This is a genomic window from Streptomyces sp. NPDC090021, assembly GCF_044748225.1.
GTDB lineage: Bacteria > Actinomycetota > Actinomycetes > Streptomycetales > Streptomycetaceae > Streptomyces.
This window is the reverse complement of sequence record NZ_JBIVFO010000066.1, coordinates 15,821-27,061: the sequence shown is the minus strand read 5'-3', so window position 1 is coordinate 27,061 and position 11,241 is coordinate 15,821. Positions and strand designations below refer to the sequence as shown.

Here is an 11,241-nt window from a genome sequence, read left to right as displayed (position 1 = left end):
TCCCCGCAGGACGAGGCGCGACCAAGGCCGCCTGGCCGGGACAAGGAGTCCGCGCCGAGCCGAGGAGACACTCCGCCGGGGCACCGACCCACACCACCGACCAGCCCAAACCCCACCCACACCACCGAGTCCGGCGCAGGAGCAGTGGCCGCACCCGGCGGGAGCCGACCCGCGCCCCACACCACCGGCCAGCCGAAGCCCTACCCACACCGCCGAGCCCGCCACAGGAGTGGCCAGCCCCGGCGGAAGCCGACCCGTACCGCCGAGCCCGCGCAGCGGAACCGCAGCGGAACGTCAGCGCGCCGCGCGCAGGGCCTCCGCCAGTACCGTCGGCGCCTCCGCCAACGACGGCCCGTACCAGGTCAGGTGCCGGCCGCTGACGAGGGCCGCCGGGAGACCGGGGAAGGCCTCCGGTCCATCGCCCGCCGCGAAGGCGTACGGCTCGTCCGGCAGCACCACCAGATCACAGCCGGCCGCGGCCAGTTCCTCCGCCGGGACTCTCGGGTACCGCTCCGCATGCCCCGCGTAGACGTTCCGCACGCCGAGCCGCGCCAGCAGATCACCCGCGAAGGTGTCCCGGCCCAGCACCATCCACGGCCGCCGCCACACCGGCACGAAGGCCGTGAGCTCTCCCACCGGTTCCGCGCGGGCCCACGCCGCCTCGGCGTCCGCCAGCCACCCGGGCCTCGCCAGGCCCAGCGCCCCGACCAGCACCCGGTCCAGTTCCCGCAGCGCCTGCGGAAGGTCGCGGACCTCGGTGACGAGCACCTCCACGCCCGCCGCGCGCAGCGCGTCCAGGTCCGGTGCCCGGTTCTCCTCCTCGTTGGCGATCACCAGATCCGGGCGGAGCGACACGATCCGGCTCACGTCGGGGTTCTTCGTCCCGCCGATCCGCTGCGCACCCCCGAGGTCCGCGGGGTGCGTGCACCAGTCGGTGACCCCGACCAGCAGAGCCGGCGCGCTCACGGCCACCGCCTCCGTCAGCGACGGCACCAGCGACACGACGCGCCGCACGCCGCTCACTGCCCGGGGGACGGGGGCTCGGACGTCGCGTGGATGTGGTCGCCCACCGCGACCACCAGGATCCGGGTGTCCTCGGTGACGGCCCGCCAGCGATGTCGCACGCCCCCGGAGAGGAACAGCGCGTCGCCGCTCTCCAGCCGGTACGCCCGGCCCTCGGCCTCGACCTGGCAGGCGCCCTCGACCACGTACATCAGTTCGTCGTTGCGGTGCTGGTACTCGCGCCCGGCGTCCTGGTCCCCGCTGAACTCCAGTGCGTGCAGCTGGTGGTGACCGCGCACGAGGGGCCGTACGCCCGGCACCGGGGTCAGCCCGGACTCGTCACCGGCCCGTACGAGGTCCACCGTGCGCGCGGTGTCGGAGGCGGCCAGCAGCTCGACGGCCGTGGTCTCCAGGGCGTCCGCGACGCGCTCCAGGGAACGCATGCTGGGCCGGGCCCGCTCGTTCTCTATCTGACTCAGGAAGGGCACCGACAGACCGCTCCGCGCCGACACGGCGGCCAGCGTCAGGTGGAGCGCGCGGCGGCGCTTGCGCACGGCCACTCCCACCCGCAGCGGTTCCTTGCCGTCCTTGCTCTTGTCGTCCCTGTCGTCCAGCTTGCCGCTCAGGCCGTCCGTGCCGTCCCTGTCATTCATCTCGGGGCTGCCCTCCCCATGTCCGTCGCACATCGGTGTGCTGTAAGCACCTTACGCAGCAACCGCCCCCGGTTTCGCCCGCACCGGTCTTCCCGTACCGACCCGCTCACGGTGCGTGGTGTTCAGGGGGGCGGTCGGGCGCGTGCGGGGGCGCCCGGTGGCAGGAGGGGCGCCATGACGCGTTGCGGCATCATCGTCTCCGTGACGACACGACGCCTGATGCTCCTGGACACCGCCTCCCTCTACTACCGCGCCTACTTCGGCGTGCCGGACTCCGTGAAGGCCCCCGACGGCACCCCGGTCAACGCCGTGCGCGGGCTCCTCGACTTCATCGCCCGGCTCGTGCAGGACCACCGGCCGGACGACCTGGTCGCGTGCATGGACGCCGATTGGCGGCCGCACTGGCGGGTGGAGCTGATCCCCTCGTACAAGGCCCACCGGGTCGCCGTCGAGACCGAGACGGGCCCCGATGTGGAGGAGACCCCGGACACGCTCGCCCCGCAGGTGCCGATCATCGAGGCCGCCCTGGACGCCTTCGGCATCGCCCGCGTCGGAGTCGCGGGGTACGAGGCGGACGACGTGATCGGGACGCTCACCTCCCGCGCGACGGGCCCGGTCGACATCGTCACCGGTGACCGGGACCTGTACCAGCTCGTGGACGACGCCCGGCAGCGGCGGGTGCTGTATCCGCTCAAGGGCGTGGGCACCCTCCAGGTGACCGACGAGGCGTGGCTGCGGGAGAAGTACGGGGTGGACGGCCCCGGTTACGCGGACCTCGCCCTGCTGCGCGGCGACCCGAGCGACGGCCTGCCGGGCGTCCCCGGCATCGGCGAGAAGACGGCGGCGAAGCTGCTCGACGCCTATGGGGACCTGGCCGGGATCGTCGCGGCCGTGGACGACCCGAAGTCGAGGCTGACCCCCACCCAGCGCAAGCGACTGGACGAGTCACGGCCCTATCTGGCGGTGGCCCCGAAGGTGGTCAAGGTGGCCTCCGACGTGCCGCTTCCGCAGTTCGACGCGGCCCTTCCGGCGGCCCCGGCGCAGCCCGAGCTGGTCGACGCGCTAGCCCATCGGTGGGGATTGGGCGGTGCTGTGTCCCGTCTGAGCGGCGCCCTGCGCCCCTGAGGTGCTAACTTAGGTAAGGCTAAGTTTCATGGGAGTCAGGGGATACCGTGGCAGAAGGACGCGGCCGCACTGTCGGCACCGCCGTTGTCGTACGCACCGAGCGGCTCTCGCCGCACATGGTGCGGCTCGTGCTGGGTGGTGAGGGCCTGGCCGACTTCGGCGCGGGCGAGTACACCGACCATTACGTGAAACTCCTCTTCGCTCCCGAGGGTGTCACCTACCCCGCTCCGTGGGACCTGGAACGTATCCGCGGCGACTTTCCGCGCGCGCAGTGGCCGCGCCAGCGCGCGTACACCGTGCGGAACTGGGACCCGGTCCACAGGGAGGTGACCCTCGACTTCGTCGTCCACGGCGACGAGGGGCTGGCCGGCCCCTGGGCCGCCCGGGCCCGGCCGGGCGAGCTCGTGCACTTCCTCGGCCCGGGCGGCGCCTACGCCCCCGACCCGGCGGCCGGCTGGCACCTCCTGGTCGGCGACGAGAGCGCGCTGCCCGCGATCGCCGCGGCCATGGAGCGGATGCCGGCGGGCGCGCGGGTCCACGCCATCGTGGAGATCGACGGCCCGGCCGACGAGCTGAAGGTCGCCACCCCCGACGGCGTCGTACCGGTCTGGCTCCACCGCGGCGCCCGTCCGGTCGGCGAAGCCCTCGTCGAGGCGGTCCAGGCCATGGAGTTCCCCTCGACGGACGTCCACGCCTTCGTCCACGGCGAGGCCGGCTTCGTCAAGGACCTGCGCCGCCACCTCCGCCTGGAGCGCGGCATCGCACGCGAACGCCTCTCGATCTCGGGCTACTGGCGTTTGGGCGAGACGGACGAGGGCTGGCGCGCGATCAAGCGGGACTGGAACGCGACCGTCGAAGCCGAACAAGAGCACCGCGCCGCCGCCTGACCCCTCCGGGGCGGTCGGCGGTCACGGGATCCGCCTCCGTTCCGCACCGGTCCCGGCCCGTGGCCGGCCGCAGGCCGACCCTGCGGCCACCCGACCGCGAAGCCCAAGGCCCCCCGGCCCGAAGCCCGCGCACTGCGGCCCCGCCCGCCCTCCGGTTCGCTCAGCCCCGCCGACGTGAGGCGCGGGCCCCGGGGAGACCATCCCGCTTGCCCCACCCCCACCGGCATTCGCGGCCCGGGAGGGCAGCGCCCCGCCGTCCCGCCCCGCCCGGACACCTGCCCGCGGTACCGGAGGAAGTTCGAGGCGGGCGGGGCCAGGGACAACACCCCGCCTTCCCCACCCCACCGGCCCTGTGGCCCAGGGGCCCGGAGTCCGGGGGCAGCGCCCCTGCAACGGCGCCGCACCCGCCGGGGCCGCCGTACCCGCGGTCGCCGGCGGCCCGGCCGCCCCGCCGCGCGCCGCAGGCCGTACGGCGGGACAATGTCCCCATGCGTTCGCTCCGCGCCCTGGGAGCGGCAGGGGCCGCGGCCTTCCTCACCGCCTCGGCCGCCATGGCGGCAACGGCGGCCCCGAGCCCACCCCCCGCTCCCCGCCCCCAGCTCACCGACGCCGCCGTCGACAGGGCCGTCGCCGGCCTCGACGGCTCCGTCACGGACAAGATGCGCCGCACCGGCGTTCCCGGTGTCGCGGTGGCCGTCGTCCACGACGACAAGGTCGTCTACATGAAGGGCTTCGGCCTCCGCCGCACCGGCGAGAGCGCCAAGGTCGACCCCGACACCGTCTTCCAGCTGGCCTCCGTCTCCAAGCCCGTCAGCTCCACCGTCATCGCCGGCGCGCTGGCCGATCCCGGCGACTGGGACAAGCCCCTCGGCGCCTCCCTGCCCGGTTTCGCCCTCAAGGACCCCTGGGTCACCTCGCACGTCACCCCCGCCGATCTGCTCTCACATCGCAGCGGCCTCCCCGACCACGCCGGGGACCTCCTGGAGGACCTCGGGTACGACCAGTCGTACATCCTCGGCCACCTGCGCGAACAGCCCCTGTCCCCGTTCCGCGCAAGCTACGCCTACACCAACTTCGGATTCACGGCCGGCGCCGAGGCCGTCGCCCGCAACCACGGCGTGAGCTGGCAGCAGCTCAGCGAGGAAACCCTCTTCAAGCCCGCCGGGATGACCAGCACCAGCACCGAGTTCGACGCCTACGCCAAGGCCCGGGACCGGGCGTCGGGTCACGTACGGAACCCGGACGGCACCTGGAGCCCCCGCTACGTCCGCGACGCCGATGCCCAGACGCCGGCCGGCGGGACCAGTTCCACCGCCCGCGACATGTCCCGCTGGCTGCGGCTCCAGCTGAACACCGGCACACTCGACGGGAAGCGGATCATCCCCGCCGACGCGCTCACCCGCACCCGCGTGCCCGAGATCGTCTCCCAGGCCGTGACCGGCCGTGGCACCCCGCAGTTCTACGGGCTCGGCTGGAACGTCTCCTACGACGACGCGGGCCGACTGCGCCTGAGCCACTCCGGGGGCTTCGAGCTGGGCGCCAACACCAATGTCACGATGCTCCCGCTGGAGCGGCTGGGCATCGTCGTCCTGACGAACAGTGCCCCGGTCGGCCTCGCCGACGCGGTCGCCCTGGACTTCTTCGACACCGCCGAGCACGGCAGGCCGACCGCGGACTGGATGCCGCTCGTGGCCTCGGCCTACGCGCAGATGGACGCCGCGGGCCGCTCCCCCACCGACTACGCCCACCCGCCCGCCGGTGCCGAGCCGGCCCGCGACAGCGCCGCGTACACCGGCACCTACGACAACCCGTACTACGGCCGGGCCACCGTCACCGCCGACGACGACGGTGCCCTCACCCTCGCCCTCGGCCCGAAGCCGATGCGCTTCCCGCTGACCCACTACGACGGCGACACCTTCAGCTTCGTGACCACGGGCGAGAACGCCGTCGGCCGCACCGGGGTGACCTTCGCCGACGGCACGCTCCGCGTCGAGTACCTCGACGCCGACCACCTGGGCACCTTCACCCGGCAGTAGCCGCATAGCCTGTCCCCGATGAGACGCAGAACCCCGCCGCCCCCCTCGCCCCTCCCCCAGCGGGCCGGTATCGACCCGGTCCGGCTCCGGCTGCCGTCCGACCCCGGCCGGACCTGGCCGGACCTCGGCAGCTACCTCGCGGCCCGCTACGCCGGCACGCGCGGCGAGGAGTCCATGGCGCGGCTGCTGGCGGCCGGCCGGGTCCTCGGCCCGGGTGGCCGGGTGCTGCACGCGCGGGACCCGTACGAGCCCGGCGGCTACCTGTGGTTCCACCGGGACACCGAACCGGAGCCCCGGGCGCCGTTCGCGGTCCGCGTGGTCCACCGGGACGAGCACCTCCTCGTCGTGGACAAGCCGCACTTCCTGGCGACCACCCCGCGCGGCAGCCACATCACCGAGACCGCCCTGGCCCGGCTGCGCGAGGAGCTGGACCTGCCGGGGCTCAGCCCGGCACACCGTCTGGACCGGCTCACCGCGGGCCTGGTGATGTTCAGCGTCCGGCCCGAGGACCGCGGCGCCTACCAGCTTCTCTTCCAGCGGCGCGAGGTGCACAAGGAGTACGAGGCCCTCGCGCCCCGCGATGCGGCGCTCGCCTTCCCGTGCACGGTGCGCAGCCGGATCGAGAAGGTCCGCGGGGTGATCGCCGCGACCGAGGTCCCCGGCCCGCCCAACGCCGAGAGCCTCGTCGAACTCGTCGACGTCCGCGGCGGCCTGGGCCGCTACCGGCTGACCCCGCACACCGGCCGCACCCACCAGCTGCGGGTGCACATGAACGGCCTGGGTCTGCCCATCCTGGGCGATCCGGTCTACCCGGAGGTCACCGACCCGGCTCCGGAGGACTATCGGCGCCCCCTGCAACTCCTCGCCCGGGTCCTGGCGTTCACCGACCCGGTCACCGGCACCGCCCACCGCTTCGAGAGCACCCGCACCCTCCAGGCCTGGCACGACCGCCCCGGCTGGGAGGCGGGCGCCTAGGGCCTGTATTGAGTTGCCCCGCGGCGTCGCCGTCACGTCCCGCCCAGCGCCGGGCCCCCTGCCGGCAAGCCGGCCGGACCCACGGGCGGCGGAACGCCGGGCCAGGCCGAAGGGCCGGCTAGCCGACGGAGCTGTAGGCCACCACACCCCGCAGGAGCGCGTCGACGGCCTTGCGGGCGTTCTTCGCGACCGTGCTGCCGCTGTCGCCGGTGGCCGCGGGGGCTGCCGCCGCGATCTGCCCGAGCACGTCGATGACCTGCTTGCACCAGCGCACGAAGTCACCGGCCGGCATCTCGGCCTCGCGCAGCACCTCGTCCAGGCTCTTGTCGGAGGCCCACTGGTACGCCGCCCACGCGAAGCCCAGGTCCGGCTCGCGCTGGCCCACGCCCTCCGCCTGGTTGATGCGGTGCTCCTCCTCCAGCGCGTCGAGCCGGCCCCAGATGCGGACCATCTCGCCGAGCGCCACCTTCGCCGCGCCGCCCGGCACCTTCGGCGCGACGGCGTCGTCGGACTGCCGCGCCTCGAAGACCAACGCCGAGACGCAGGCGGCCAGTTCGGCCGGGCTCAGGCCCTCCCAGATCCTGGCGCGCAGGCATTCGGACGCCAGCAGGTCGAGTTCCCCGTACAGCCGGGCGAGCCGCTTGCCGTGCACGGTGACCTCGTCCTCGCGCAGGTAGTCCAGCTCGGTCAGCAGGGCGTGGATCCGGTCGAAGGTACGGGCGATGGTGTTCGTCCGGCCCTCGATCCGCCGCTCCAGCGTTTGCGTGTCCCGCTTGAGCCGGTGGTAGCGCTCCGCCCAGCGGGCGTGGTCCTCGCGTTCGTCGCAGCCGTGGCAGGGGTGCGCCCGCAGCTCGGAGCGCAGCCTGGCGATCTCGCGGTCGTCGGCGGCCACGGCCCGGCCCCGGGAGCGCCGCTCCGGGGTGATGTGCCCGGCCTTGCTGCGCAGCTGGGACGCCAGGTCCCGACGGGACTGCGGGGAGCGCGCGTTGAAGGTCCTGGGGATCCGCATCCGGTCCAGCGCCTCGACCGGGACCGGGAAGTCGATCGCGGCGAGCCGCTTGACCTGACGCTCGGCGGTGAGCACCAGCGGGCGCGGGCCCTCCGCGTACTCGTAGCCGCGGCTGCCGTGGACCCGTCCGGCCGGTACGCCCGGGTCCAGGACCAGCGCGAGCCCGGCGAACTTGCCCGTCGGCACGTGGATGATGTCGCCGGCCTTGAGCTTCTCCAGCGAACTGGCCGCCTGCACCCGCCGCTGGGCCGCGCCCTGCTTGGCCAGCTCCGTCTCGCGGTCCTTGAGGTCGCGGCGCAGCTGCGCGTACTCCTCGAAGTTCCCCAGGTGGCAGGTCATGCCCTCGCGGTAGCCCTCCAGGCCCTCCTCGTTGCGCTGCACCTGCCGGGAGATCCCGACGACCGAGCGGTCGGCCTGGAACTGTGCGAAGGAGGTCTCCAGCAGCTCGCGCGAGCGGTGCCGTCCGAACTGGCTGACCAGGTTGACGGCCATGTTGTACGAGGGCTTGAAGCTGGAGCGCAGCGGATACGTACGGGTGCCCGCGAGCCCGGCGAGTCCGGCCGGGTCCATGCCCCGCTGCCAGAGCACGACGGCGTGGCCCTCGACGTCGATGCCGCGGCGGCCGGCCCGGCCGGTCAGCTGCGTGTACTCGCCGGGGGTGATGTCGGCGTGCTGCTCGCCGTTCCACTTGACCAGCTTCTCCAGGATCACCGTGCGCGCGGGCATGTTGATGCCGAGCGCGAGGGTCTCGGTGGCGAAGACGGCCTTGACCAGGCCGCGGACGAAGAGCTCCTCCACGACCTCCTTGAAGGTCGGGAGCATTCCGGCGTGGTGCGCGGCGATGCCCCGCTCCAGGCCTTCGAGCCACTCGTAGTAGCCCAGGACGTGCAGGTCCTCGGCGGGGATGGCGGCGGTGCGGGCCTCGACCAGTTCACGGACCCTCAGCCGTGCGGCCTCGTCGTTGAGCCGCAGGCCCGCGAACAGGCACTGCTGGACGGCGGCCTCGCAGCCGGCCCGGCTGAAGATGAAGTTGATGGCCGGCAGCAGCCCGTCGTTGTCGAGGCGGGCGATGACCTCGGGGCGGGACGGGGTCCAGATCCGGCCGCGGGAGCGCCGCTCGCGCTCGCGGTCGGCCTCGCGGACCATCTTGCCGCGCCGCCGGTCCTTCGGGCTGTAGGTGCGGCTGTTCTCCTCGCGGGCCATGCGCAGCAGGTCGGGATTGACCTCCCGGCGCGCGGAGCCGCGGCCCCCGTGGTCGGACTCCTCCTCGAAGAGGTCGTAGATCCGGCGGCCCGCCATGACGTGCTGCCACAGCGGTACGGGCCGCTCCTCGGAGACGATCACCTCGGTGTCGCCGCGCACGGTGTCCAGCCAGTCACCGAACTCCTCGGCGTTGGACACGGTGGCGGAGAGGGACACCAGCGTCACCGACTCGGGGAGGTGGATGATCACTTCCTCCCAGACGGCTCCGCGGAACCGGTCGGAGAGGTAGTGGACCTCGTCCATCACGACGTAACCGAGACCGAGCAGGGACTGGGAGCCCGCGTACAGCATGTTGCGGAGCACCTCGGTGGTCATCACGACCACCGGCGCCTCGGAGTTGACGCTGTTGTCGCCGGTCAGCAGGCCGACCTTGTCGGCGCCGTAGCGCTTGACGAGGTCGGCGTACTTCTGGTTCGAGAGCGCCTTGATCGGCGTCGTGTAGAAGCACTTGCGGCCCTGGGCGAGGGCCAGGTGCACGGCGAACTCGCCGACAATGGTCTTGCCCGAGCCGGTCGGGGCGGCGACGAGGACGCCCTTGCCGGCCTCCAGCGCCTTGCATGCCTCCACCTGGTACGGATCCAGGTCGAAGTCGTACATCTCGCGGAAGGGGGCCAGGGCGGTGGCCTCTTCGGCGGCGCGGATCCGGGCAGCGGCGTACCGCTCGGCGGGTGAGAGTTCTTCGGTCATCTTGCTGTCGAGCCTACCCGCCGGGTCTGACAACAGTCGCGATCATTTATGTGAGGAGCCGGACCGCCCCGGGCACACACTCGGCGGTCACCGGGAGGGCCCCGTCGCCCGCAGCGCGGAAGCGGCGGGCTGCACGGCGTGCGCGCCCCGGCCGCGTCCCGCTGTGGGATGGACGAAGAGGGTGGCCTCGTGGCTCACCCCCGGGAACGCACCGGAGCCCGTACGCGGGTCCCGGGCGCCCCGGGGGGACCCCCGGCGATGGCCGGGGGCGTACCCGTCAGGTGGCGTCGTCGTACCCGTTGATCCGCTGGCGTCCGCCGTCGGCCTGGCCGGGCAGGGCGGCGGGTGCCTGGACGGATTCCATCCGGCCGATCGGCTCGGGGGTGAGGTCGAGCTGCGAGGCCTCGTCGTCGCTCAGGCCCGCGTCGGGGTCGTTGCGGCGGCGCCTGCGGTCGTTGAGGAGGCAGAGGCCGACGGCCGCGAAGTAGAGGGCCACGATGGGCAGGGCCAGCGCGAGCATGGTCGGCGGGTCACCGGTGGGCGTGGCGAAGGCGGCGAAGATCGTGATGCCGAGGACCATGCCCCGCCACCAGCCGGCGAGCCGCTTGCCGGTGAGCACACCGGTGAAGTTCAGCAGGATCAGCAGCAGCGGCAGCTCGAAGGCGAGACCGAAGACGATCACCATGCGGGTGACCAGGTCGAGGTAGTCGTCGACCGGCAGCAGGTTGCGCGCGTGATCGGGCGTGAACTCCAGCATGATCGTCGCGGTCTGCGGGAGGATCTTGTACGCGAGCACGGCGCCGGCCATGAAGAGGGGCGCTCCGACCGCGACGAAGCTGCGCGCGTACTTCTTCTCGTGGCTGTGCAGCCCGGGCGCGGCGAACGCCCACAGCTGGTAGAGCCATACCGGTGCGGAGAGCACCACGCCGGCCATCAGCGAGACCTTCAGGGCGATCGAGAACGCCGAGATCAGGCCGTTCACGGTCATGTCGGCGCAGGGGCGCCCGTTGCGCTGGGTCACCACCCCGTTGGTGCAGCCGACGGAGTCCAGCATCGGCTTCAACAGGAAGTTGATGATCTCCCGGTAGAAGAAGGCGGCGACGATCGTGATGACGAGGATCGCCAGGACCGACTTCAGCAGGCGGTTACGCAGTTCGCGCAGGTGCTCGACGAGAGGCATGCGCCCTTCGGCGTCCTTCGCCTTTCGTTCTTGCTTCTCCTGCTTGCGGGCAGACTTGAGCAACCCACGTCCCTTGTCTCGTTGCAGATGACTGGCGTGACGGGCGTCCGTCAGCCCTGGGCGGTGCGGTTCGGCTCGCTGACCGGCCGGGAGCTGGTGACGTCACCGGGCGCCGCCTGGATGGTGCGCGGGGCGACGGGCTGCTGCGCGGAGGCGTCGGCGGCCGGGGCGGCGGCCGCTTCGTCGGCCTCGCCGTCCTTCTTCATGGCCTTGGCCTCGCTCTTGAGGATGCGGGCCGACTTGCCGAGGGAGCGGGCCATGTCGGGGAGCTTCTTGGCGCCGAACAGCAGGATGATGACTCCGAGAATGACGAAGATTTCCCAACCCCTGAGGTTGCCGAACATAGGTATCTTCCTTTTCTCCG

At 72.8% G+C, this 11,241-nt stretch carries 9 protein-coding genes and 1 pseudogene; 4 read left to right on the top strand and 6 right to left on the bottom strand.

The features are described 5' to 3' along the window. Nucleotides 1–294: 294 nt before the first annotated feature. Complete coding sequence (locus tag ACIPXC_RS33370; protein ID WP_401625792.1) at nt 295–1,014, bottom strand: helical backbone metal receptor; 720 nt, start codon at nt 1,012–1,014, stop codon at nt 295–297. A 5-nt stretch (nt 1,015–1,019) separates the two neighbouring features. After that, a complete protein-coding gene (locus tag ACIPXC_RS33365) occupies nt 1,020–1,655 on the bottom strand; it encodes a helix-turn-helix domain-containing protein (protein WP_401625789.1) in 636 nt (211 codons plus the stop codon). Nucleotides 1,656–1,874: 219 nt separating this feature from the next. Here ACIPXC_RS33365 and ACIPXC_RS33360 point away from each other — a divergent pair, with 219 nt between their 5' ends. The 4 genes from ACIPXC_RS33360 (at nt 1,875) to ACIPXC_RS33345 (ending at nt 6,678) form a co-directional block, all read left to right on the top strand. Beyond that, on the top strand, nt 1,875–2,780 hold the full coding sequence (locus ACIPXC_RS33360; RefSeq protein ID WP_401625798.1) for a 5'-3' exonuclease H3TH domain-containing protein: 906 nt from the start codon (nt 1,875–1,877) through the stop codon (nt 2,778–2,780). A 47-nt stretch (nt 2,781–2,827) separates the two neighbouring features. Further along, nucleotides 2,828–3,667: a siderophore-interacting protein gene (locus ACIPXC_RS33355; RefSeq protein WP_401625786.1), complete on the top strand. Its 840-nt coding sequence runs from the start codon at nt 2,828–2,830 to the stop codon at nt 3,665–3,667. 488 nt (nt 3,668–4,155) lie between these two features. After that, nucleotides 4,156–5,703: a serine hydrolase gene (locus tag ACIPXC_RS33350; protein WP_401625783.1), complete on the top strand. Its 1,548-nt coding sequence runs from the start codon at nt 4,156–4,158 to the stop codon at nt 5,701–5,703. Nucleotides 5,704–5,721: 18 nt separating this feature from the next. Further along, on the top strand, nt 5,722–6,678 hold the full coding sequence (locus ACIPXC_RS33345; protein WP_401625780.1) for an RluA family pseudouridine synthase: 957 nt from the start codon (nt 5,722–5,724) through the stop codon (nt 6,676–6,678). Nucleotides 6,679–6,796: 118 nt separating this feature from the next. On the opposite strand, the gene ACIPXC_RS33340 is transcribed toward ACIPXC_RS33345, so the two are convergent. From ACIPXC_RS33340 to tatA, 4 genes and pseudogenes are all read right to left on the bottom strand, one after another. Beyond that, nucleotides 6,797–9,637: a DEAD/DEAH box helicase gene (locus ACIPXC_RS33340; RefSeq protein WP_401625777.1), complete on the bottom strand. Its 2,841-nt coding sequence runs from the start codon at nt 9,635–9,637 to the stop codon at nt 6,797–6,799. A gap of 99 nt (nt 9,638–9,736) precedes the next feature. Next, nucleotides 9,737–9,835, bottom strand: a pseudogene (locus tag ACIPXC_RS33335) (sphingosine kinase); the annotation flags it as partial. Nucleotides 9,836–9,914: 79 nt separating this feature from the next. Then, complete coding sequence (gene tatC / locus ACIPXC_RS33330) at nt 9,915–10,880, bottom strand: twin-arginine translocase subunit TatC (RefSeq protein ID WP_401625773.1); 966 nt, start codon at nt 10,878–10,880, stop codon at nt 9,915–9,917. Between the two features lie 47 nt (nt 10,881–10,927). Next, on the bottom strand, nt 10,928–11,221 hold the full coding sequence (gene tatA, locus ACIPXC_RS33325) for a Sec-independent protein translocase subunit TatA (RefSeq protein ID WP_401625770.1): 294 nt from the start codon (nt 11,219–11,221) through the stop codon (nt 10,928–10,930). Nucleotides 11,222–11,241: the final 20 nt, after the last annotated feature.

Bases quoted from the DNA above. Each gene is read 5' to 3' on its own strand.
- ACIPXC_RS33350 (WP_401625783.1), top strand. From the start codon at position 4,156: ATGCGTTCGCTCCGCGCCCTGGGAGCGGCAGGGGCCGCGGCCTTCCTC.
- ACIPXC_RS33360 (WP_401625798.1), top strand. From the start codon at position 1,875: ATGCTCCTGGACACCGCCTCCCTCTACTACCGCGCCTACTTCGGCGTG.
- ACIPXC_RS33345 (WP_401625780.1), top strand. From the start codon at position 5,722: ATGAGACGCAGAACCCCGCCGCCCCCCTCGCCCCTCCCCCAGCGGGCC.
- ACIPXC_RS33340 (WP_401625777.1), bottom strand. From the start codon at position 9,637: ATGACCGAAGAACTCTCACCCGCCGAGCGGTACGCCGCTGCCCGGATC.
- tatA (WP_401625770.1), bottom strand. From the start codon at position 11,221: ATGTTCGGCAACCTCAGGGGTTGGGAAATCTTCGTCATTCTCGGAGTC.
- ACIPXC_RS33365 (WP_401625789.1), bottom strand. From the start codon at position 1,655: ATGAATGACAGGGACGGCACGGACGGCCTGAGCGGCAAGCTGGACGAC.